Source organism: Nostoc cycadae WK-1 (assembly GCF_002897135.1).
Lineage (GTDB): Bacteria > Cyanobacteriota > Cyanobacteriia > Cyanobacteriales > Nostocaceae > Nostoc_B.
In genome coordinates this window covers 22989-46716 of record NZ_DF978423.1, presented here as the reverse complement: position 1 = coordinate 46716, position 23728 = coordinate 22989, and the positions used below count along the sequence as shown (strand labels likewise).

At 40.1% G+C, this 23728-nt stretch carries 21 protein-coding genes and 1 pseudogene; 7 read left to right on the top strand and 15 right to left on the bottom strand.

The window, feature by feature from the left end; translation table 11 throughout:
- Nucleotides 1-98 precede the first annotated feature (98 nt).
- The 3 genes from atpC to NCWK1_RS04555 all read right to left on the bottom strand — a co-directional run bounded on the left by atpC (nucleotide 99) and on the right by NCWK1_RS04555 (nucleotide 3459).
- Nucleotides 99-512 carry an ATP synthase F1 subunit epsilon gene (gene atpC, locus NCWK1_RS04565; protein ID WP_103123889.1) on the bottom strand — a complete coding sequence of 138 codons (414 nt, stop codon included), beginning with the start codon at nucleotides 510-512 and terminating at the stop codon, nucleotides 99-101.
- A gap of 90 nt (nucleotides 513-602) precedes the next feature.
- The gene (atpD, locus tag NCWK1_RS04560; RefSeq protein ID WP_096580663.1) at nucleotides 603-2051 is read right to left on the bottom strand and encodes a F0F1 ATP synthase subunit beta; all 1449 of its coding nucleotides are present in this window, start codon (nucleotides 2049-2051) and stop codon (nucleotides 603-605) included.
- Between the two features lie 409 nt (nucleotides 2052-2460).
- Nucleotides 2461-3459, bottom strand: coding sequence for a choice-of-anchor L family PEP-CTERM protein (locus tag NCWK1_RS04555; RefSeq protein WP_096580661.1), 999 nt, complete (start codon nucleotides 3457-3459; stop codon nucleotides 2461-2463).
- Nucleotides 3460-4260: 801 nt separating this feature from the next.
- Between NCWK1_RS04555 and NCWK1_RS04550 the strand changes: the two genes are divergently transcribed.
- Both NCWK1_RS04550 and NCWK1_RS04545 read left to right on the top strand, forming a co-directional pair.
- The gene (locus NCWK1_RS04550) at nucleotides 4261-5082 is read left to right on the top strand and encodes a SirB1 family protein (RefSeq protein ID WP_187308055.1); all 822 of its coding nucleotides are present in this window, start codon (nucleotides 4261-4263) and stop codon (nucleotides 5080-5082) included.
- A 134-nt stretch (nucleotides 5083-5216) separates the two neighbouring features.
- On the top strand, nucleotides 5217-6134 hold the full coding sequence (locus tag NCWK1_RS04545) for a histone deacetylase family protein (RefSeq protein ID WP_103123888.1): 918 nt from the start codon (nucleotides 5217-5219) through the stop codon (nucleotides 6132-6134).
- A 168-nt stretch (nucleotides 6135-6302) separates the two neighbouring features.
- On the opposite strand, the gene pstB is transcribed toward NCWK1_RS04545, so the two are convergent.
- From pstB to NCWK1_RS04510, 7 genes are all read right to left on the bottom strand, one after another.
- On the bottom strand, nucleotides 6303-7130 hold the full coding sequence (pstB, locus tag NCWK1_RS04540) for a phosphate ABC transporter ATP-binding protein PstB (RefSeq protein WP_103123887.1): 828 nt from the start codon (nucleotides 7128-7130) through the stop codon (nucleotides 6303-6305).
- 69 nt (nucleotides 7131-7199) lie between these two features.
- Nucleotides 7200-8102: a phosphate ABC transporter permease PstA gene (gene pstA, locus NCWK1_RS04535; RefSeq protein WP_103123886.1), complete on the bottom strand. Its 903-nt coding sequence runs from the start codon at nucleotides 8100-8102 to the stop codon at nucleotides 7200-7202.
- 5 nt (nucleotides 8103-8107) lie between these two features.
- The gene (gene pstC, locus NCWK1_RS04530; RefSeq protein ID WP_103123885.1) at nucleotides 8108-9049 is read right to left on the bottom strand and encodes a phosphate ABC transporter permease subunit PstC; all 942 of its coding nucleotides are present in this window, start codon (nucleotides 9047-9049) and stop codon (nucleotides 8108-8110) included.
- 11 nt (nucleotides 9050-9060) lie between these two features.
- A complete protein-coding gene (locus tag NCWK1_RS04525; protein WP_103123884.1) occupies nucleotides 9061-10062 on the bottom strand; it encodes a PstS family phosphate ABC transporter substrate-binding protein in 1002 nt (333 codons plus the stop codon).
- Nucleotides 10063-10149: 87 nt separating this feature from the next.
- The gene (locus NCWK1_RS04520; protein ID WP_103123883.1) at nucleotides 10150-11307 is read right to left on the bottom strand and encodes a sulfate ABC transporter substrate-binding protein; all 1158 of its coding nucleotides are present in this window, start codon (nucleotides 11305-11307) and stop codon (nucleotides 10150-10152) included.
- Nucleotides 11308-11633: 326 nt separating this feature from the next.
- Nucleotides 11634-12395: a circadian clock KaiB family protein gene (locus NCWK1_RS04515; protein WP_103123882.1), complete on the bottom strand. Its 762-nt coding sequence runs from the start codon at nucleotides 12393-12395 to the stop codon at nucleotides 11634-11636.
- A gap of 69 nt (nucleotides 12396-12464) precedes the next feature.
- Nucleotides 12465-13739 (bottom strand): type IV pilus twitching motility protein PilT, encoded by a 1275-nt coding sequence (locus NCWK1_RS04510; RefSeq protein ID WP_103123881.1) that lies wholly within the window; start codon nucleotides 13737-13739, stop codon nucleotides 12465-12467.
- A gap of 719 nt (nucleotides 13740-14458) precedes the next feature.
- On the opposite strand from NCWK1_RS04510, the gene NCWK1_RS04505 reads away from it, so the two are divergent.
- The 5 genes from NCWK1_RS04505 (at nucleotide 14459) to NCWK1_RS04485 (ending at nucleotide 18435) form a co-directional block, all read left to right on the top strand.
- Nucleotides 14459-14833 (top strand): hypothetical protein, encoded by a 375-nt coding sequence (locus tag NCWK1_RS04505; RefSeq protein ID WP_096580640.1) that lies wholly within the window; start codon nucleotides 14459-14461, stop codon nucleotides 14831-14833.
- A gap of 132 nt (nucleotides 14834-14965) precedes the next feature.
- A complete protein-coding gene (gene wecB, locus NCWK1_RS04500) occupies nucleotides 14966-16081 on the top strand; it encodes a non-hydrolyzing UDP-N-acetylglucosamine 2-epimerase (protein WP_103123880.1) in 1116 nt (371 codons plus the stop codon).
- A 55-nt stretch (nucleotides 16082-16136) separates the two neighbouring features.
- Nucleotides 16137-16367, top strand: coding sequence for a hypothetical protein (locus tag NCWK1_RS04495; protein ID WP_103123879.1), 231 nt, complete (start codon nucleotides 16137-16139; stop codon nucleotides 16365-16367).
- Between the two features lie 24 nt (nucleotides 16368-16391).
- Nucleotides 16392-18017, top strand: a complete 1626-nt coding sequence (locus tag NCWK1_RS04490) for an IS1634 family transposase (protein WP_103123620.1) — start codon at nucleotides 16392-16394, stop codon at nucleotides 18015-18017.
- Nucleotides 18018-18087: 70 nt separating this feature from the next.
- Nucleotides 18088-18435, top strand: coding sequence for a hypothetical protein (locus NCWK1_RS04485; protein WP_146033944.1), 348 nt, complete (start codon nucleotides 18088-18090; stop codon nucleotides 18433-18435).
- Between the two features lie 14 nt (nucleotides 18436-18449).
- On the opposite strand, the pseudogene NCWK1_RS04480 reads toward NCWK1_RS04485, so the two are convergent.
- The 5 genes and pseudogenes from NCWK1_RS04480 to NCWK1_RS04460 form a co-directional block, all read right to left on the bottom strand.
- Nucleotides 18450-19403: pseudogene (locus NCWK1_RS04480) on the bottom strand (DUF4351 domain-containing protein).
- Nucleotides 19404-19405: 2 nt separating this feature from the next.
- Complete coding sequence (locus tag NCWK1_RS04475; protein WP_103123877.1) at nucleotides 19406-19933, bottom strand: imm11 family protein; 528 nt, start codon at nucleotides 19931-19933, stop codon at nucleotides 19406-19408.
- 207 nt (nucleotides 19934-20140) lie between these two features.
- Complete coding sequence (gene glgA / locus NCWK1_RS04470; protein WP_103123876.1) at nucleotides 20141-21562, bottom strand: glycogen synthase GlgA; 1422 nt, start codon at nucleotides 21560-21562, stop codon at nucleotides 20141-20143.
- Nucleotides 21563-21791: 229 nt separating this feature from the next.
- On the bottom strand, nucleotides 21792-22763 hold the full coding sequence (gene hemC / locus NCWK1_RS04465; protein ID WP_103123875.1) for a hydroxymethylbilane synthase: 972 nt from the start codon (nucleotides 22761-22763) through the stop codon (nucleotides 21792-21794).
- A 211-nt stretch (nucleotides 22764-22974) separates the two neighbouring features.
- The gene (locus tag NCWK1_RS04460; RefSeq protein ID WP_096580630.1) at nucleotides 22975-23400 is read right to left on the bottom strand and encodes a lysozyme inhibitor LprI family protein; all 426 of its coding nucleotides are present in this window, start codon (nucleotides 23398-23400) and stop codon (nucleotides 22975-22977) included.
- Between the last annotated feature and the right edge of the window lie 328 nt (nucleotides 23401-23728).

Below are 23728 nucleotides of genomic sequence, written 5' to 3'. Positions count from 1 at the left end.
TCTTAAACTTGGTGTAATTTTTGTGAGAAATATAAATAAAAAAATTTGTAGAGCAAGCAGATAACCTACCCTACAAAATTGAAAATTACGAACAATGTTTATATCAAACCGCCAGCAGCTTGAAAACGAGCGCGGGCGCGTTTGAAGGCTTGTGTTGCTTGAATTTGAGCTTGGCGATCGCCTGCTGGTACTTGAGCTAGGCGAGTTTGGGCTTCATTGTATGCTGTGCGTGCAGCATCTAAGTCAATGGTGTCGCCACGTTCCGCACCATTGACTAAGATTGTCACTTCACCAGCTTCAACTTCTGCGAAACCACCCAAAAGAGCGATCGCTTGCCAGTTAGCATTTTTGCTGGGACGGACGCGCATCACACCTGTATCTAAGGCTGTCAACAGAGGTGCGTGTCCACTTAGGATACCTAGCTGACCAGTTGTACTGGGTAAAATCACTTCTTCAGCTTCAGCATCCCACACTGTTTTGTCTGGGGAAATTACACGAACGGTTAATGTCATAACTTGTCGATAGTCAATAGTCAATGGTTAATAGTTAAGGTCAATAGTCAAATTGCTTTGGACTATTGACTTTGGACTTTTGACTAATTTCTAGCCTTTAAGCTTTTGGGCTTTGGCGATCGCTTCGTTGATATCGCCTACTAAGTAGAAGGCTTGTTCTGGCAGATCATCTAATTCACCAGACAGAATCTTCTGGAAGCCTTTGATGGTATCTTCCAATTTTACGTATTTACCAGGAGAACCGGTGAATACTTCTGCTACGAAGAAGGGCTGAGACAAGAAGCGCTCAACTTTCCGGGCGCGGGCTACAATCAGACGGTCGTCTTCAGACAATTCATCCAGACCGAGAATGGCGATGATGTCTTGTAGTTCTTTGTAGCGTTGTAAGGTTGCTTGGACAGCACGAGCAGTGTTGTAGTGTTCGTCACCGACAATGTTGGGCTGCAACATTGTCGAGGTAGAACCTAACGGATCAACCGCTGGATAGATACCTTTAGATGCCAAACCACGAGACAGTACAGTTGTACCGTCCAAGTGAGCGAAGGTAGTTGCAGGCGCAGGGTCGGTTAAGTCGTCCGCAGGTACGTATACCGCTTGGATAGAGGTAATAGAACCTTCTGTTGTCGAAGTAATCCGTTCTTGCAGAGCGCCTACGTCAGTACCCAGTGTAGGCTGATATCCTACCGCCGAGGGCATCCGACCTAACAAAGCTGATACTTCCGAACCTGCTTGTACAAAGCGGAAGATGTTGTCAACAAACAGCAATACGTCTTGTTTGTTCACATCACGGAAGTACTCAGCCATTGTCAAACCAGACAAACCAACCCGCATTCTAGCTCCGGGTGGTTCGTTCATCTGACCGTAAACCAGCGCGATTTTTGATTCGTTGAGGTTCTCGTTGTTGATAACCCCAGATTCAATCATTTCGTTGTAGAGGTCATTCCCTTCACGGGTACGCTCACCTACACCAGCAAATACGGATACGCCGCCGTGCTGGGTAGCGATGTTGTTAATCAACTCCATCATGATCACGGTCTTGCCGACACCTGCACCGCCGAACAGACCAATCTTACCTCCACGTCGATAGGGAGTTAGCAGGTCAACAACCTTAATCCCAGTCTCGAAAACGGAAGGTTTGGTTTCCAGGTCAGTTAGTTTAGGAGCATCGCGGTGGATAGGTAAGGTTTCCTCCGCATTTACTGGCCCTCTGTTGTCAACAGGTTCGCCAAGTACGTTGAAAATCCGACCCAGGGTAGCTTTACCCACTGGTACACTGATGGCAGCGCCTGTATCGACAACTTCCAAACCGCGTACTAGACCATCGGTGGAACTCATCGCCACTGCTCGCACTTGGTTGTCGCCCAGCAATTGCTGTACTTCAACGGTGAGGTTGATGTTCTGTCCAGCTTCGTTCGTGCCTTTGATGGTCAAAGCGTTGTAGATTCGCGGTAATTTACCGCCAGGGAATTTAACGTCTACAACGGGACCAATGATTTGGGTAATGTAGCCTATGTTTGTTTTTTCTGCGGTGGTGACCATGCTGAGCCTAATGATTGAAGCTATATTTCAGATGAGGTCGTAGATGACAAAAGATTAAGCAATGTCATCTTTCACTCTAGCACCGGAAGGGGACATAACTCCGTTAGTAATTCCTTAAGAGCAGTGTTTTGCTTTGAAAATGAGGCTAAAAACAAAAAACACCGCGTCAGTAGTATTGTGACACGGTAGCTACAAAATCCAGTGAAAATTTATTTATGCTTTAGCTTTCGCGCCGTGGTGAGACAGTCGGATCTTCTCCCATAGGGAGAGGCTAATGCCCGCCGTAGGATGCCCAAAGGGCTGTAGGGGGGTTTCCCCAGGAGGAACTGTCGCGCATGGTTTCCCTACTTGAGACGACTGGCGTGAGAGGAATAGAAGTGGGGTCTCAAAAATAAGTCGCACATCGGGTTTAGTTAAGTATTTTTTGTTGCTGATACTTGCGGAGGGATGTAGCACCAAAGGCCGCACTAACCAACAAACCTATAACTGTTGTCGGCTCAGGAACTTTTTGTATGGGAGGCGTAGGCTCAGGAATTTCTGGTTGGGTAACAGGTGTTGGGTTAGGAATTTCTGGTTGAGTAACAGGTGTTGGGTTGGGAATTTCTTCTTGTAGGGGGCGACTAGAAAAAGTACCTGCTTGAATAAACACAGCAGAATCATAACGATAATCTCCCACATCTGCAATTGCGATTTTCAGGCGATGTGTACCTTCACTTAATCCTTTGAATTGAGCCGAAAATACATTGGTAAAACCATCATATTGAAGATTATAAATTGCTCCTCCATCAGCTAAAGAATTATTATTAAATAGTTGTGGGTTTGTTGCATTGTTCCCGAATGGATTACCACCATTAACAGTATTAATAGAAACTGGGGTATCAGTTCCAGGTATTAATGCAATATTTTTGCCATCTAAGAAAAATCCAAATACATCGTTATACTTAGAATTCACATATTCGTTATATTCTTCTGATGCAAAAACATAATTAAAAAAAAGATTGCCTGTTGTTGATATAAACTCAAATTCTAGGACACTAGCATCAAAAGTTTTGACTCCAGAAATTAAAGCACTTAAATCTGCATCTCCCGTAAGGTTATTCCTCCTGGATGCACTCTCACTAGTATTTGGCCCAACTGCCAAGTTAGCATTACCAGTAGTGAGAATAATACCGCTTTCTATGCCAATACCTGAAGCTAAACCACCAGTAAAGGTTCCAGATGCTATTGATGCACCTTGGTAGGTAGCATTAGATATTGTAATCCCTGAACCTAAAATGTTGTTAACTAAAACATTCGGGTCGATTTCGCTGCTAGTAGTGATATTGACAGCTTGAGCAGGTGCAGTGACTAATCCTAAACCTAATAAAGAAAATGCACCAGTTTTTAGAAAACTCTTCAGAGATTTCATGTATTTCTACCAATTGAACGTGAATAGTGTCAATATTTTTTGATGAAATTGGGAAAATTCCAGCAAATTTTATGCCATAAAGCCCCTAGTGCTATGGTCACAAAATTACTTATTCTCTAGCCGCGATCGCCGATAATTGAGATGGGTACTATAACTACACCTTGAAAATACATTTCTGCATTCAAGATATTATCGAGGTGAACTTTATTCTTCTATTTGTCTATGTAATTACATTAATAGTTAACCACCCTTTTGGATAGTATAAATACGGTAGTTCACATAATAATTAAATTTCAAAATATGTATATTTACTCTAAAAAGTTGATTCAATAATGCTTATATGCAAAAACCTGGCTAAATTTCACAATAAAACTTTGTAAATAAATTCAATTTCTTCAAAATATTTTTATATACAAATATAAAAAGCTGGTAAATATAATATAAGGCTTTTCTGAAGTTAAAATAAATACAAATTTATATATTTTTCCGGTAAATAAAGATTTTACAAAAATTAATTCAAAGCACAATTGATCACAATTTGGTTGATAAATTTTATTGTTATTTTGTCTAATTTTGGTAAAGATTCTAAGTTAGAAATCTTACATTACACTCCAAACGCAAAAGTAAATAATCAATTCACTGGTTATTAATGATGCGGGCGTTTACGTCTAGATGAAATGGTCGGTTCTCAATTCTGCGTTTTTACTTTCATGCTCTTAACTTAAGATAAAGATAAGTGCAAAAATCGCTCAGTCCCTATTTGCTCTAGCTTCATCTATATATTTACAGCAGAATTTGCTTATGAATTTCTCGTCAGCAAGACAATATTTTTACCAAGAGATTCAGCAACCTGACGAGTATATCAACTTGGCCAAGGCAGCACTGTACATTGCCCAAGAAGAATATCCTAACCTTGACCTGGAAGAATATCTCAATGCCCTCAATACAATGGCACAAGAGGTTCAAGAACGTTTACCAACTTCACGTTATCCACTGCGGTTGATTCAAAGCTTGAATCAGTATCTGTATGATGATTTAGGATTTACGGGCAATCATAGCAACTATTATGACCCCCGTAACAGCTTTTTAAATGATGTGATCGACCGTCGTATGGGAATTCCGATCACTTTAGCGCTGGTTTACCTAGAGATTGCCCAAAGAATTGATTTCCCGATGGTGGGTATAGGATTGCCAGGACATTTTCTCATACGTCCAGATATTCCAGATATGGAAATTTTTGTTGATGCGTTCAATCGTGGTGAGGTGATGTTTGCAGAAGACTGTCAGGAAAGACTGACTCACATGTTTCAGCAACCTGTCAGCCTCAAACCCGAATTTTTAGCCACTGTCAGCAATCGGCAATTTTTAGCCAGGATGCTGACAAATTTAAAGTACATATATCTCAAGCAGCAAGATTTGGCCAAAACCCTGGCTGCGGTAGAACGAATTTTATTGCTATTTCCGCTGGCGATGTTAGAAATCCGCGATCGCGGTTTGCTTTACTATCAACTAGGACATCATCCACAAGCAGTTGAAGACTTACAAAATTACCTATCCAAAGTTCCTGATGCTGAAGATGCAGTGGTAATTAAACGGTTACTTGCTGAACTGGGTAAAGAATGAAAAGTGCTGAGTACTTCTCCTTCTTACTCAGCACTGAGTCTGGTAAATAAGTAATATCTTACCTCCTGCCTCCTGCCTCCTGCCTCCTACCTTCTGCTATACAATGGCATTCAGTAACTTGATGATTGCCTTCTATGCTCCCAGTCATCTATTCTGATGAGTTTTTGAATCACAAGACTGGAAATTATCATCCAGAAAAACCAGAACGTCTGACGGCGATCGTCAACGCTTTAAAAGAAGCTGCGTTTGCTGAAAAGATTGCTTGGCGCGAGCCTACTCCAGTCGCCGACAAACCATCTCTAATGTCTTTGTTATTACAAGCTCACAGCCCAGCTTACGTTAAAAAACTTGGGGAAATTTCTGCTAGTGGTGGTGGCTATCTCGATGGTGATACCCCAGTTTCTCCCCATAGCTATGATGTAGCCTTATTGGCGGTGAGTGCTTGGCTAGATGGTGTTGATATTGTCTTAGCTGAAGAAAATCCCGCTTTTGTGTTGGCGCGTCCACCAGGACATCATGCAGAAAGTGATGCAGGGATGGGTTTTTGTTTATTTTCTAATGCGGCGATCGCGGCTTTTTATGCTTTAGAACAAGCAGAAATTAAGCGTGTCGCTATTCTCGATTGGGATGTACATCATGGTAATGGAACTCAGGCGATCGTGGAAACTCACCCACAGATTGCCTACTGTTCTCTCCATCAGTATCCTTGCTATCCCGGTACTGGCAAAGCTTCTGAACATGGTTATCATAATAATGTTTTAAATGCACCGCTGCCGCCTGGTAGCAATATCTCTGCCTATCGCCCAATTTTAGAAAATAAGTTACTCCCATTCTTACAAAACTTTCAGCCTGATTTATTAATTGTCAGCGCCGGTTATGATGCTAACGCCGCAGATCCTTTGGCAAGTATGAATTTACTGCCAGAAGATTATGGTTTATTTACTGAATATTGTTTGGGTATAACGCGGAAAATTCTCTTTGGTTTGGAAGGCGGATACGATTTTTCTAGTCTTTCTCAGTCTGTGTTAGCCACAATTGAACGCTGTTTATGAGATTGAATAGAGACTAGGGGCTAGAAAATAGATTTTTAAAATATGACTTATATCATGTCTAATTAACCAGACTTGATATTTGCACTTTTGCAAGTCAGCTATTCATGAGAAATACTCACAACCAAACATAAAAAACTTTTTTATCTTGTATCTAGCCCCTTTTTTCATCTAACCAAAACGACCACTAATATATTCTTCTGCTTCTCTTGTATTAGGAGAAGAGAAAAGTTGAACTGTCGGATTAAATTCAACTAATTTGCCACGGCGTTTTCCATGTTCATCAATTTCAGTATTGAAAAATGCTGTCCAATCTGCAACTCTGGAAGCTTGCTGCATGTTATGCGTCACCATAATAATGGTGTATTGCTGCTTGAGTTCTAGGCAGAGTTCTTCTACTTGACGGGTAGAAATAGGATCAAGGGCAGAACAAGGTTCATCCATTAATAATACATCTGGTTTCATGGCGATCGCCCTGGCAATACATAGCCGTTGTTGTTGTCCACCAGATAATGCTGTACCTTTGCCTTTGAGCTTATCTTTGACTTCATCCCAAATGGCGGCACGTCTAAGGGAATCTTCAACTAATTCATCCAAGTTCCCTTTATAACCGTTAGAACGGGGGCCAAAAGCAATATTTTCATATATAGATTTGGGAAAAGGATTTGGTCTTTGAAACACCATCCCGACTTGGCGACGTAATTTGACTGAGTTAATTTTAGGATCATAAATGTTGCGATCGCGGTAATTTAATCTACCCTCAACCTTTGCTCCCGGTATTAAATCATTCATCCGGTTGAAACACCGCAAGAGTGTACTTTTACCACAACCACTAGGGCCAATAAAAGCCACAATTTGTTGTTCGGGAATTTTTATATAAACATCCAGCAAGGCCAAAAAACCACTGTAATAAACTTTCAAACCCTCAACATCAAACACAGTTCTTGCTTGAGTGATTGTGCCATTACTTGGCTTACTTTTATTATCATTTTGAGTCATATATATTTATACCCAATCTAAAATTTTTATTGGAAATTTGAAAAATTTTTCTATTCCCTAAATAGATATTTACCTATTTATCGAAAAGCGTTGTCGCACATAAATAGCTATTCCATTCAACACTAAAATTAAAAGCATCATCACAATAATTGTTGCAGCTGATGAATTAGCAAACCCCGGTTCTGGGCGACTCAGATAACTAAAAATTTGAATCGGTAAAGCCATAAATCTCTGGAATAAACCAGGGTTAAAAGTCAGAAAACTGACAGCCCCGACAACAAGTAAACAAGCTGCATCACCAACAGCACGCGATACAGAAATAATCACCCCTGTTAATATCCCAGGAATTGCATAAGGTATAACGTGATGGTAAATAGTTTGCCATTTTGTCACACCCAAACCATAAGAAGCATGTCGTAAAGAATCTGGAACTGCACGAATCGCTTCTCTAGATGTAACGATAATTACTGGTAAGGATAACAAAGATAACGTTAAGGCTCCAGAAATTAATGCCGGGCCAAAACCAAGCAAATAATTAAATACTCCTAAACCCAGCAACCCATAAACAATAGAAGGTACACCTGCGAGATTACTAATATTAATTTCAATAATCGCAGTCCACCACGCTTTAGGTGCATATTCTTCTAAATATAAAGCTGCACCCACTCCAATTGGCACTGCGACTAACATCACAATAATTGCCAAAAGGATACTCCCTATAATTGCTGGGCGAATTCCTCCCTCATCCGGGAAACGAGATGGAGTTTCTGTTAAAAAACCTGGTGTTAAAAATCGGGCTAATCCATCTTGACCAATATCAAAAACTAGCAATGCCAAGATAAATAAACCAATCAATAAACCTATTAAAAAAAGTATTTCAAATACTTTCCCTAATGACTCTCTTTTTTCAATATTATCAGTAAATTCTGAACTCGAATCGAAAAAATCATTACCTTGATAACTTGTAGCCATATTGATTAATCGTATTTTTCTTTAAAGCGATGAGAAACCCAGTAGCTGACAATATTTAAAGCCAACGTTAGCAAAAATAAAACAGCCCCTACCGCATATAAAGTTTTAAAATTGAGACTTCCACGAGGGCTATCTCCACCAGAAATTTGTGCCATATAAGCTGTCATTGTTTCTACTGACTCCATCAGATTCACTGTCAGTTTTGGCTGTTGTCCAGCGGCGATAACAACAGTCATAGTTTCACCAACAGCGCGGGAAATGCCTAAAATAATCGAAGCTGTAATTCCTGAAAGTGCTGCTGGTAATAAGACTTTAAAAATGGATTCTAATTTCGTGATTCCTAAAGCATAAGCACCTTCTCTTAAAGAATTCGGCACAGCTTGGATAGCATCTAAACTAATAGAACCGACTGTAGGAGTAATCATTACTCCCATCATTAACCCTGCACTCATGGCATTAAATATTTCTAGAGGCAGAAAATTTCTCAGGAATGGAGTAACAAATAACAGGGCGAAGTAGCCATAAACAACTGTTGGTATCCCTGCTAAAAGTTCCACTGCGGGACGCAAAATTGCAGCTACTTTGGGTTGGGCATATTCACTTAAATAAATTGCTGAAGATAAACCCAAAGGAATAGCTACAGCCATAGCTGTGATAGTGGTTAAAAAAGTTCCACTAATTAAAGGCCAAATACCAAAATGTCTTTCAGCAAATAAAGGTGTCCATTTCGTATCCAGAAAAAAGTCAGAGAGTGGGACTTCTTGGAAAAACTCAAATGTTACCTGAAAGATAATAATGACAATGCCAAATGTAGTTAGTACAGAAACTAAACCACAACAAAATAAGATTGCGGCAATAATCTTTTCTGTAATATCTTCTGATGGTTTTTTGTCTAGCGATCGCCTAGAATCTTCCTGAAATCCATTTTGATTATTTATGGCGCTCATAAATCAATAACTTAAATAAAATTAGTAATTGGTTGACCAGGTTTAGCTTTTTTGAATTTTGTGCCAGTTTCACCCTTAATAAATTTCTGCTTCACTTTCACGTAAGCTTCATCAGGTAAGGCAACATAACCAGCACTGTCTACCCATTTCCACGAATTTTCTAAATAAAAATCGACAAATTCTCTCACTGTTTGCTTTGTATCTAAGGATTTTTTACTCACATAAATAAATAAAGGACGAGATAAAGGTGTGTAAATATTTCTAACCACATTATCTATTGGTACAGGTTTTTCACATTTGCCATTAAGGTTTTCCACAGCTACTAAATTTAGCTTATCTTGATTTTGAATGTAATAAGAAATCCCAACATAACCTAAGGAATATTTATCACCCGCAATTCCTTGTACCAAAGTATTTTGATTGTGGCTGGGAGTATAGTCTGTACGACCATTTTTCGCTTTACCTGTTACCGCTTGAGTAAAATAATCAAATGTACCTGTATCAGATGCAGGTGCATAAAGTTTCATTTTCTCATTGGGAAACTTAGGATTAACTTGATTCCAAGTTAAAATTTTTCCGTCTGATTTGGCACTCCAGATGGTTTTTAATTCATCAACTGTCAGACATTTCACAAAATCGTTCTGACTATTGACAATAACTGCTATGCCATCTAAAGCAATAGGAATTTCCAAAAATTCAATATTTTTACTTTTACATTTGGCAATTTCTTCATCTCGAATGGTACGAGAAGCACCTACAATATCAATTTCACCTGCGCAAAATTTACTAATTCCGCCTCCAGTTCCACTGGAAGCAACGCTAACTACAGCATCAGCTTTCACATTATGATATTCTTCCGCCACTGCTAAAGAAATCGGAAAACCTACAGCCGCACCATCAATACTTACTTGTTTCTGCTTTTCTTCATTACTGCTACAAGCTGTAATGCTGTAGCTAGTCACAAGCAAAAATATCAAGCATAGATTATTTTTAAATTGCGAAATAAAATTCATACAATTAGTCATTTACTAAATAAATCAAAAGCTAAAAACTATTTGCTCAATCTGGATAGCAAAGTCTCTAATTATCTGATTTATGCTTTACGCTTTACTGTTAGCTTTAACTTGGTCAAAAATTGCCCCATTTTCCAAAAATTTTGTTTTAATCATATCCCAACCCCCTAAATCTTGGGCTGTAAACAAAGTTTGAATTGGGAGATATTGCGATGCTACTTCTTGGGTAATTGTGGGATTCACTGGACGATATTGTAATTTAGCAAATTCCCGTTGAGCTTCTGAAGAATAAAGGAAATCTACAAATGCTTCTGCTACTTTTCTTGTTTTGTGTTTATCAACATTTTTATCAACTACAGCTACAGGATTATCTATAGAAATATTTATTTTCGGGATAATATAAGGCAGTTTTAATGCTGTTTTTTCAGCTAAACTTACCTCATTTTCATAGGTAATTAAAACATCACCTTGGGCTTGTTGGAAAAATAAATCACTAGCTTCACGAGCATCTTTTGTCAGTGCAGCAGTATTTTGATAAAGCTTTGTTATGTATTTTAAAGCTGTCGCTTCATCTCCACCATTTTGCGTAACTGAACCCCAAAAAGCTAATAATTCCCAAATACCAATACCAGAAGTTTGAGGGTTAGCTGCAATTAATTTTACGTCGTTTTTAGCTATGTCTGCCCAAGTTTTAATCCCTTTCGGATTGCCTTCGCGGGTGACAATTACTGCAACTGATCTACTAACAATACCATTTCTGGGTGTTCTAATTTGCCAACTAGATTTAATTAACCCTGCTTGTTGAATTCTAATAACATCTAAAGGCAGGGCTAAGTGTACTATATCGGCTTCTTGCTTTCCAGCAATCACATCAGCAGCTTGAGCAACAGAACCTCCGTAACTTTGATCAAAAATTACTTTTTGATTGTGTTCTTTTTGCCACTTTTCAACAAATTTCGGAATTATTTGGTCATGGGCGGCTTTTGTGACAGAGAAAGAAACTAACCTCAGCTTTATCTCTGGTTCCGCAGCAGAATAACTTCCAGAACAGGCGGTGATCACTACACTTAAAATTGTACCTAAAAAGAATAAATAGGTGAACCTTTTAACAGCGTGTTGATGTAACCAGATTCCTATAATTTGCTGAGACAAAACTTGCATTACCTGTGCAGTTTTTTCAATGCAAGTATATATATGCTCAATTTGAAAAATTCCCCATCGAGCCGGATGCTGCGACTTATTCATCAAATATTTACCCCATTATCTACAGTATCTCCATCGAGTTACTGTAATTGTTTAATTATAAACCATGAAAATCTGATACCTGTCAAGACAGTATGTGATTAAACTATAAAAATTAAAGTTAATTTTTGAGCTAAGTAGAAAGTAGGGGTTTTCTAACGACAAAGCTTGGTTTTTTACGCAGATTACTCCTCAAATTACCGAGGAAGATACAGAGTTTATTGAATGGAAAAGCTAAATAAAAAATTAAATTTAATAGCTACAGGCGCTTCAATAAAACTAATTGAAGCTTTTTTTTGTGAGCCTCAATACCAAATCTGATAAATTTTTTATAACTTTTCTGTAGCGCCTAACATCTGGAAGATTTTCTCAGCGTTATCTAAATCGCCAACGATGCGGCGAATCGGTTGAGGCCAAACTTTTACGAGAGTAGGAGTTGCAGACACCTGATCAATTTCTGCTTGTTCTGGATGAGTTAGAACATCAATCACTTTTAATGTGTAGGGATATTTGAGCGATCGCTCTAACATTTCGTGTAAATTATGCAGAATCCGTTCTGTATTGGCACTATGACCGGCAATAAATAAACGCAAAACGTAACATTGAGTTTTTTGCTGTACGTTTTGTGTGGCTTTCACTGGTGGATAATATTTGGGAGCCTTTTCCGATAAGTCTAAGTTAATAATTAAGTCGTGGTCTTCCCACAGTTGGGGAAATGTGGAACGATAAGTTGCCAACACCATGCGATCGCACAATCCATCTTGCCAAGGTGCGGCTTGCCAAACTAAATCACCTGTGCCAAAAATTACATTTAATAAAGCTTGATGTTGCAGAACCGCTGGATATGCTTCTGCAAAAGTCCGAATTTGATGAGTATGCGGATCTAACCAGTGGTCAACGGTGGCCGTATAACAAGGAACTAAAAAATGCGGGGGTTCTGGTAAATCGAGAATTTCTTGTAAAGCAGCACACAAATGCAAATGCCATCGACCCTGTTTATTCGGGTCGATGCAATAAATTAAGTCGCCTCCGGGTGTAAATAAGGCAATGCCTTTGAAAACTTTCGGTAAAAAGAGTTTAGGTGTAGTCAAGTTAGTTACAGGGGTTGGGGAACTGGGAGGTAAAAAGTAGAGGCGGATTACTTTTTACCTTTACTGTAATTAAACTCGTCCTCGGAGAAACTGAGCCATTTCGTTAGGAGTCGGTGACATTTCTAAAGCTGTTTCTTCTGTAATGCGACCTTCTTGGTAAAGATTAAGTAGCGACTGATTCATCGTAATCATACCGTCGAAACCGGCTTGTTTCATCAGTTCACCAATTTCATCATACTTACCATCTTTGACCCATTCTTTAACCGCCTCAGTGTTAATTAAGATATCGTGGAATGCAGCTCGTTTACCATCGGTCGTGCGACATAATCCTTGGGCGATGATGGCTACTAAAGATTCTGCCAAGGCTACCCGCATAGCATCCTGTTCTTCACCAGAGTATAAATTGAGAATCCGTTCAATCGTTTTTACTGCACTGTTGGTGTGCAAGGTTCCCATAACCAAGTGACCTGTTTGGGCAGCTTTCAAGGCGGTATTGACTGTTTCTTTATCCCGCATTTCCCCCACCAGAATCAAATCTGGATCTTCCCGCAAAGCTGCTTTTAAAGCATTATCAAATTTGCGGGTGTGCATTCCCACTTCCCGTTGTTTGACCAACGACTTGCGGCTTTGGTGAACAAATTCCACAGGATCTTCAATGGTGATGATGTGCTTGGCCATTTCTCGATTAATATAGTCAATCATCGCCGCCATAGTTGTTGATTTACCCGAACCAGTTGGCCCAGTGACTAAGATTAAGCCTTTATGAGAGTGGCAGATATCACGGAAAACTGGCGGTAATCTCAACTGTTCCATCGATAAGATTTTCAGGGGAATTAACCGTAGCACCAGTGCATGGCCTTTCATGGAGCCAAAAACATTAATCCGTACACGGGCGAATTCATACTGAGTTGCACCATCAAATTCTAGGTGTTCTTCAAATCGCTGAATTTCTGCTTCCGTCATTACCTCTCGCAACCAAGCCATGAAAGTTTCATGATCTGTTTCTGGATACTCGGTTGGTTGAATTTCGCCACGGTTGCGGAAACGCGGAACTTCACCTACACCCAAGTGAACATCGGAATAACCATTATCAAAAGCTTCTTTGATAATTTGCGCCAAACTTAATCCAGTAGGATTGCTTTTAGCCGCTGGTGGGGGAGTTCCCGGACGATGACCTCCTGCTGGTGGCGGTGGTGCAGGTTGAGTTGTATTTCGATGAGTTGACATATCCAACGTTTGTGTATGCTGCCGCTGTGTCATTAATGATGGTGGTGGCGGTGGCATAGGTGGCACATTCCGAGAAGCAACAGGATTGGAATTGGCTGGTGGCGATGTTTCTGTCATATATCTTCAAAATTAAGCAGTTATCAAGTTGAATCTGCAAACCTACTGTCTTGATGGTTCTAAGGACGGCAGACAGCAGCTTTGTTGCTGTTCCTTAGCTGAGAACTTTAAAGCAACATTTCGTTACATCTGGCATGGCTGCTAGTATACTTTTTTATATGACATGCAAGTTTTGCCATTATGTTAGAAACACATTAAGTCCATATACACCTGTTTAGCACACTATATCCTGAGATATCCTTCAGTAATAACCCTGGTAAATTTAAGCAATAATTAATACTTCTATTAAATCTTGAAAATCTCTTGCTTTTAGATGAGAAAATTTTCCCTAAAATCACGGCAATTGACTAGCAATTAAAAGCCAAATCAGCAGCAGGTATTTTTTTCAGACAGATAGATGAATTATGAGAGACAATGCTATTTTTTATAAGAAATATTAAGGGGATCAATTTGAGGCGTGGAAAATATCTTGGGCAAGCTCATCTTATATGGCTTCTACTCCTTGAGGTAGATGGCAGGAACTAGTGATCTAGCAAGAAAGCAACTGAACTTTACATTCATAATTACAAAAAATTAACTGTAAAGTTAAGTTACTAAATGCTCATTTTTCCTAGTCCTGTTTATATACTGGAATTCACTGAAGGAATCAGTTGATTCGCAAACAGCGGTATCTAACTGAAATTTACGTTTATTGCTGTGTACCTGTAGGAGGAAAAGTCATGGTTTCGGCTCAAAGCTCTAATCTCGGAAAGACCTACTCCTTAATGATGATTAAAAGCTTTTTGATATGGACTTTCACGTTGGCAGTGTGTTTGTTAGTTGTCGGTTTTCCACTAGTTGTTTTGATGGCTACGGTCGGATGTCTGTTGTCGATTGTTTTACAATCTGTCATGCCTGTTAGTGCAGTTTTACTAGTAGGTGGTGGGTTAATTTTGTTCAATATTTTGGCAGTGGCGATCGCTGCTGCTGTTCTCACCCTCAAAGGTGTACATCCAAGTCAAATTAAGTGGTTAAGTTGGTTGCATGGAGAATCTGAAGAAATGCAACAAACTTCTGTATATGCCGCTTGTCCTTTAACCTGTGAAATCAAATAACTATTTCGTTAAACACGACAAACAGTACATCTGCCCGGTTCAGCCGGGTTTTTTCATTTTTAGTCCTTAGTCATTTGTCATTTGTCGGGATTGAGTATTTACTATTGACTATTGAATCTTGACTATTCACCCATGACTAATCAAAAACGAGTTGCCATTATCTTAGGTACACGTCCAGAGGCGATTAAACTAGCGCCTGTGATTCAGGTTTTTCAAAAATCTCCCAGTTTTGCCTTGCAAGTGATTTTAACTGGACAGCATCGAGAGATGGTTGAACAAGTAATGCAACTGTTTAACCTCAAAGCCGATGAAGACCTAGAGATTATGCAGCCTCAACAATCTTTAAATGATATTACCTGCCGCAGCTTACGCGGACTAGAAGATTTATTTCAAAAAAATAAACCAGATTTAGTTATTGTCCAAGGAGATACCACCACAGCTTTTGCGGCGGCTTTGGCAGCTTTTTATCAAAAAATTCCTGTGGGTCATGTAGAAGCGGGGTTAAGAACAGATAATATTTATAATCCTTATCCAGAAGAAGCGAATCGACGGTTAATTTCGCAAATTACGCAACTGCATTTTGCGCCAACAACTTTGGCTGTGGAGAATTTACAACGTTCTGGGGTGTTGGGCGAAATTCACTTGACGGGGAATACAGTTATTGACGCACTGTTGAATGTCGCGGCGAGTCAACCAGCTTGTAATGTACCTGGGTTGAACTGGAATGAATATCGCGTGTTGTTGTCTACAGTTCACCGCCGAGAAAATTGGGGAGAACCATTACAAGCGATCGCCCAAGGTTTTCTGCAAATATTAGATAAGTTTCCTGATACAGCTTTGGTTTTACCGCTGCATCGCAACCCGACAGTCAGGGAACCATTGCAAGCATTATTAGGCAAACATCCGCGAGTATTTTTGACCGAACCATTAGATTATGCCGAATTGGTGGGGGCAATTGGGCGATCGCATTTTTTATTAACTGACTCTGGTGGTTTGCAAGAAGAAGCACCCAGTTTAGGTAAACCAGTCTTAGTTTTAAGAGAAACTACAGAACGTCCTGAAGCGGTGACAGCGGGTACAGCTAAACTGGTGGGAACTGAAAGCGAGAGTATTTTGACTGCTGCGGCTGAGTTATTGAGTAATCCGGCGGCTTATGATGCAATGGCTAATGCTATCAATCCTTTCGGCGATGGTCATGCAGCCGAGCGAATTTTGCAGATTGCGGAAAATTATTTGGGAGTGGGTTGATAAATAGGGAGAGGCAAAACGCCTTTCCCAAAAAAATAATTTATTTGCACAAATTATGAGTACTCAAATCCAAATATTTGTAGAGTGTCTACAAGATGGACAATGGACAGCAGTGCTAAAACCAAAAGGTCGGGGTCTAAAAAAATCAACAGCAGAATTTTCACCTCTAGAAAGAATAGATATCGGCACACACTATGAGTTTTTTGCTGTTCTAGCTGGTGTCCGTCGAGAAAGATTTTTACAGTGGTATGGTGCAGATATCAGCCGACATTCCGCAGGTAAGTGAAGAGATTGATGGTATTTTTGATAAATGACATCATCAGCATCAGAAATAAGAGTACAAGATATTGACCACTGCGGGATAGTGGCAGGCATAATTGACCAAATGTGTTTGGTAGAACAAATCAACCAAATACTAGGCATACATCATCAAGAAATAGTCAGTCCAGGTCAAGCAGTAAAGGCGATGATTCTCAATGGCTTGGGCTTGGTCAGTGCGCCACTGTATTTGTTTGAAAAGTTTTTTGTAGGCAAAGCCACAGAGCACCTATTGGGTGAGGGGATAAGTCCAGAACATCTCAACGATGACCGTTTAGGGAGAGTATTGGATAAGCTATATGAGGCAGGATTAACACAAGTATTCGTCACAGTAGCGTTGGCAGCAGCCCAAAAGTTTGGGGTAAAAAAAGACAGTTTGCACCTAGACTCCAGTTCATTTCATGTGCATGGAGAATACGTCAGCACCACAGATGAAGACGCAACAGAGGAAAGAGCAATTGAAATTACCTATGGTTATTCACGAGACCATCGACCGGATCTCAAACAATTTATATTGGACTTAATGTGCAGTGGGGATGGAGATATCCCTTTATATCTGAGAGTTGCAGATGGAAATGAAGCTGACTCGGCGGCATTTGCCCGAATTCTCAAAGAGTTTAGGCAACAGTGGGAGATAGATGCCTTGTTTGTGGCAGATGCCGCTCTTTACTGTGAACAGAACATCAAACAGATGGATTCTTTACGCTGGCTATCAAGAGTGCCAGCCACCTTAGCGGCAGCACAATTTCTCTTAGACAACATGAGTCAGGAAGCATTTGTCAACAGTGCAATCGCAGGATACCAGATTGCTGAGTGTTGTAGTGATTATGCCGCAGTGAAGCAGCGTTGGTTAGTCGTCGAGAGTGAAGCTCGTAAAAGCGCGGATTTAAAGCAATTAGAAAAACGTCTAGCCAAGCAACTGGACAAAGCCCAGTCTCAACTACGGCAGTTATCACAGCAAGAGTTCGCTTGTGCAGCAGATGCATTGAAAGCCGCAAATTTATTGAGTAGTCAGCTACGCTTTCATCAACTCCAAGACGTGGAGATTATTGAACACCATCGTCACCGCAAACCCGGTAGACCAGGCAAAAATACCCAACACACTCACTACTGTTATCAAATTCGTGCTTCTGTGGTTCCAAAACCTCAAGCCATTGCTATCGAACAATTACGTGCAGGTCGCTTCATTTTAGCGACTAATGTTACAGATACTAACGAGTTGACTGGCGATGACTTGCTCTTGCAGTACAAGGCTCAACAATCTACAGAACGCGGTTTTCGTTTCCTCAAAGACCCTCTGTTTTTTACCAGCAGCGTCTTCCTCAACTCTCCCGAACGGGTAGCAGCATTGGCAATGGTGATGGGTCTGTGTTTATTGGTTTACAGTTTAGGGCAAAAGGCACTGCGTCAAGCCCTGGAAACAGCAAAACAAACTATCAGTAATCAGTTGGGTAAGCCGACTAGCACTCCCACTCTCCGTTGGGTCTTTCAGTGTTTTATGTCGATTCATTTGATAACGATCGCTGGCTTTAGACAGATTGCTAATCTTACTGATGAACGACGTTGGATTCTCCAGTTTCTCGGTGCACCTTGCCGAAAATATTATCTTTTGACCTGATAGACCTGCGGAATGTAGGATCAGACCTATATCTCGACCACGAGGTCTTCCACAAGACCTTTCACCTTTTTTGAAATCGCATATTCAAGATGATGATTGTTGGGATGCTTCTTGGCTCATGGTTCAAGAATTGATAAACTTTGATTGGGAAAAACCCATTACATTTTACGGCTTAGTTGAACCAAAGTACGCAAACTTGTTTTCTAGTAATCAACCATTTCCTTACGAACAATGGCCAGAGGAAGCGAAATTATATTCTCTTAATCCGAATTACCTTCCTAAATCTGATAATGTACAAGTCAGTTGGGTAGAAAGTTATAGAGAATTTGTTGGTTCTGAATTTCTTGATTATTTTTTTGAGAAACTCTTACTTTTAAGTTCACCAAAAGAAGTGAGGATTATTTTTTACTTTTATTAGTTACAAAACTTAAACTATGCTGTTTGATTTGCTTGTAACCAGTTGAGTAAGTCAGCGATCGCACTAAAATCTAATAAAGCCTCACTCAGTGCTTCCAATTGTTCTAGAGAAAGACTTTGAACTTGTTGACGAACTTCATCGGGTAAATTTCCTACCCGTCTTTGTAGTTGTCTTAAAACAAGTGCTTGTGTTTGTTCCTCTTTTCCTCGCTCGTAGCCAATGCGCTCGCCTGTAGTTATGTAAGGCATAGTAAGCTCCTGCTCGAATAACTTAAAATCTTGCCAAAATTCTGCTTCTAATGCTTTTGGTAAAATCATAACCCAATCGATAAAACGATAGAGGTTCCGAATATCTCTTTCTTCCAGCCCTTGTGCGTAGAGTCGACGAATTAAGCTGAACTTCCAATTTTTCCGTTCTCCTGGCTGTTTGCTGGTTTGCTGCGTTTTTAAATGTGCCATGACCACTGTCGCAAAAAGATTGTCGCTGGCTTCTAATTCTGCCCAACGAGTTTGATAATCCAGTAATTTGACAGTACCAAATTTAAAAACCAGACTGCAATCAGGATAATTGTAACTGTATTGATTCGGTCTCCAAGTCGAGTCAGCGTCACATAAAATTGCTAGGCTGATGGCTGGTTTAGCAAATTTATCAAAAATTCGCAGGTTGTACAAAAACATCCGTTCTGCGAAATTATCTTCTGGTTTCGCCTGAATTTCGACATGAATTAACAGCCAAATTTCTTCCCCGCCAATTTGCCAAACTTTGACTAATTTATCTGCGTATCTTCTTCCAAGTTCGGCTTCGCGGGCGATTTGTTGAAATTCCTTGTCGAGAAATTCATGGGGGCGTTCCTAATTAATGAGTGCTGCTGTTTGTGGGAAGAAAAACTGCATTGCTTGGGGAAAGTATGCTTCTAATATTTCTTTCCACGGTGAATCATTATCGGCTCTTTGGAGTTCCTCGGTCATTATTAGCAGAGTTTTCTAAATGATAAACCTTTCAGTTTATTTTCTTCTACAATATCTTTAAATTTTTGTGAAACAACAGCATGATAAGCTTTTGATAGCCAAAAAATATCTTTACTTGCTATCATAGCCTCATGAAAAACGTATAAATCAATTTGTATAAAACCACCAGCAGATTGTCTATATACTGATTGAGAATAATCTAAGCAATCAACTAAATCAAGAATTTTTATAGTTATATACTGCGTTCTATCTTTACAAATAAGAGGAAGTGGCTCAACCGAATTTGTAATGAGTGGTTGTATTATTTGCCATGATCTCTCATTAAACACAAGTTCTTGAGCGAGAAAACTAGGAAAGTCACCTACTTGCTCTTCTGAATAAGTTTCAACAATAATCGTTTTCCATTCAACGTTTTTTTTGTAGCGATACCAGTCTTTATTAAAGTTAGAAACGAAGACGGCATCTTCTCTATTAATACAAACTAGACCATCATAGTCATCAGCTTCAATTATTGGCCTATACCAATTCATAATGCTTTGAGGTTGGTCATACCTATGCTCAATTTTTTTAGATTGTACAAAAGATTTAGACAGTAATTAAACGCAGATAAACGCAGATGCAAAACAAAAACTCTCTGTGTTCCTCTGCGTTAACCTCCCTTCGGGTTCACCAGTCGCCTGCGGAGGGAAACCCTCCCGCAGCGCTGGTTCACCGCGCCACTTTGCGTTTAAAAAAACCTATTGATTCAACACTAACTCTGGCTGTGGTGCTGCTTCCTCTGGTTCTGGTAAACCAAACATAGAACGATACAGCTGATCGTATTGCTTGGCTGAACGATACCAACTAAAGTCTTGATTCATACCACGTTTTTGGAGTTCGCCCCACTGAGGTTTGTAACGGAAACCTTCCCACGCGCGGATCATGCAGGTAAACAAATCCAAAGGTTCGTAGCGGTCGAAGCAATAACCTGTACCAGCTTCGTTGATGGGGTCGTGGTGGGTTACGGTGTCAACTAATCCCCCAGTGCGGCGGACGATGGGAACGGAACCGTAGCGCATGGCCATCATTTGGCTAATTCCACAAGGTTCAAAACGGCTAGGCATTAAGAAGGTATCAGTTCCAGCATATATCCGCCGGGATAAGGCATCGTTATACAGCAAATAAGTCGCCATACGTCCGGGGTAGCGCGATGCTAATTGCCACATTTGAGTTTCATAATAGCGATCGCCTGTCCCTAACAACACAAATTGGGCATCTGTGTATGCCATGAAGCGGTCTAAAATTTGAATGACCAAATCCAAGCCTTTTTGCTCGACTAATCGGCTAACCATACCAATCAAAAAGGCTTGAGAGTTGACCTCTAAACCCATTTCTTCTTGTAAAGCAACTTTGTTTTTCTTACGTTGATCTAAAGTATCGGTAGTGAATGTCTGAGTAATATATTTATCATCAGCCGGGTTGTAAATCTCAGTATCTATCCCATTCACAATCCCTGATAACTTACCGCTAATAAATGACAGTAAACCTTCTATAGTTTCACCGTAAGCAGGTGTTTTAATTTGTTCGGCATAGGTTGGGGAAACAGTATTCACCCTGTCAGCAAATTGTACCGCAGCTGCCATTGTGTTGTGTCCCTGCATATACCAAGGACACCAAGTAATTTTATCTAGATACCAACGCCACGGCCCTTGATAAGCCAAGTTATGAATGGTAAATACTGTGGTGATATCTGGGTCTTGGTGCATCCATACGGGTATCATCCCTGTATGCCAATCATGACAATGGATGATATCTGGCTTCCAGTAATTCCAGCAGAACTCAGCCGCACCATTCGCAAAAAAGGTAAACCGCCAATCTTCGTCTTCTCCCGAATAGATGCGGCGGGGATTAAATACAGGATGTCCAAATAAATACAAGGGAACATCAGTACCGGGCAGTACACTTTCGTAAACTGCGAAGTCCTGAAACATGGCATATCCCCACCAAATTGGGTCTTTGGGAATTTCCATTTTATCTGGTAAAAACCCGTAATAAGGCAGGAATATGCGGACATCATGCCCCATTTCTCTTAAGACTTTAGGTAATGCTCCCACAACATCACCCATTCCTCCTACTTTCGCAACGGGAGCTGCTTCTGCTGCAACGAATAGAATCCGCATGGTCTTTGTTGTTTCCCCGGTTCTGCCTAATATTTATGAAAATTCTGAAGTTGGAAGTCTGAAGTATAAAGGTACTGCTCCGATGCAAGAATGGGGCAGGAATCTCGGAAACAACGCATCTTTGCCGCGCTAATTACGGGTGAGTCATGTACCGATTTTTTATCCTGTATCCTTTACACTTCATCCTTTTGGCTCAATTCTTATCTAACCACATCTGTTTGCCAGTATTTTAAGAACCCCGTTGGATTTCGGCGAATATTTGCTCAAGAATTTCTTGTGCGCCTTGTTCCCGCAGAAGTTTGGCTAATTCTGCACCCAACGCTTCAGCATTAGAGGCTGTTCCTGTGACGGTATCTTTGACGATTTTCTGGCCATCGACACTGGCGACTACACCTGTAAGGGTTAAATTGCCTTCATGAATTTCTGTATTTACACCGATGGGTACTTGACAACCACCTTCCAGAATCCGTAAAAATGACCTTTCTGCTAAACAGCGATCGCGGGTTTCGGGGTGTTCAATAGCTTTGAGTAAGGATATCAAATCTTTGTCATCAGCACGACATTCTATCCCCAATGCACCTTGTCCCACAGCGTGGAGAGAAATTTCTTTAGGGAGAATTTGATGCACGCGATCGCCCATCCCCAAACGTTGTAACCCAGCGGCTGCTAAAATCAAAGCATCGTATTCACCAGCATCCAGTTTTGCCAACCGGGTATTTAAGTTACCGCGCACATCTTTAAAGGTAAAGTGGGGAAAACGATTGCGTAATTGCGCTAACCGTCGTAGTGATGATGTCCCAATCACTGCACCTGCTGGCAAGGTTTCAATTTGCTTGTCTTTGTGCTTTTCATGCACAACTAGTGCATCAGCGGGGTTTTCCCGTTCTGTAATTGCCGCTAGTGTTAAACCTTCTGGTAAATTAGTTGGCAGATCCTTGAGGGAATGAACCGCAAAGTCAATTTCCTTGTTGATCATTCCCAGTTCGAGTTCTTTAGTAAAAAGTCCTTTATCGCCAATCTTCGCCAACGCTACATCTAGGATTTTGTCGCCTTGGGTAGACATGGTGTGGACTTCAAAAGTGATATCTGGGAAGCTGCTTTGTAATTGCTCTCTTACCCAGTATGTTTGAACTAGAGCAAGTTGACTTTTACGAGAACCAATACGAATAGTGCGGGTTGCACTGGAAACAACTGAAGTCATAATAACGTTATGTCAAACCAGGCGATACATTCACTTTCATCTAGACTACCGCAGTGAGTGACTTAACGGATTGCGATCGCTTAATTAAAAGCAATTTTATTTTGAATTCACTTTACATTTTTTTACAAAAAACAGTAATCAGTTAGGTAAAGTACCAGACCAAAAAAACTGCTTCATCAAATACTTTTCCCCTTTATCTCCTATCTTCTTGTTAATAATCGTCACGTTGGAGATACTCACGTAATTGTTGAGTACGCTGTTTTGTAGCTTCTTCCAAGCAGCCAGCATAAATATTAGGTGCAATACTTCCCCCTTCGTATGCACTGCGTTCAAACTCACAACTAGCGTCACGAAACTTAATCCAGGCTAACTGTGCAGCAATTAATTTTTGTTGTCTAGTCTTTGACAATTTTGGTAACAGTTGTTTATAAACTTGGTTTAATTTTTTATCGGCATTTTGATATGACAACTGAGAGCAGATATTCATTTCTGATTGAGTTTGCGGATCGTTACAGTTGAGTTTTTGGGCTAAATATGTTTTTCCAAGCTGAGATTGTGTATTTGCCAGCGTCACAGTATTAGCACTCAAACTGGCAACAGTTATGATACTTACGAATAAAGGTAATATCTGACGCATTATACAACTCCTCTCTCAGTATTAGCAATTATGAAGACAACACTATAGCTCATATATCAAGTAATTTAGGACTTGATGGCAAAGAACTTTTCGTACAATGCAATACAAACAATTAAAAGACCACAGGGAATGGGGAACACTTCGATAAGCTACTTTGGCTGCACCCCTAAACTACACTTAGTACAAGTCAGTGTATCCTCAAAAACAAGGAAATCCCCATGATTAAGATTAGGGGATTTAGATGCGGTACAAAATATAAGATTTAAAATATAAAAATTAAAAAATTATTAAAACTAATTCACTTTTCTAAAAAGATGCCTGAAACTCT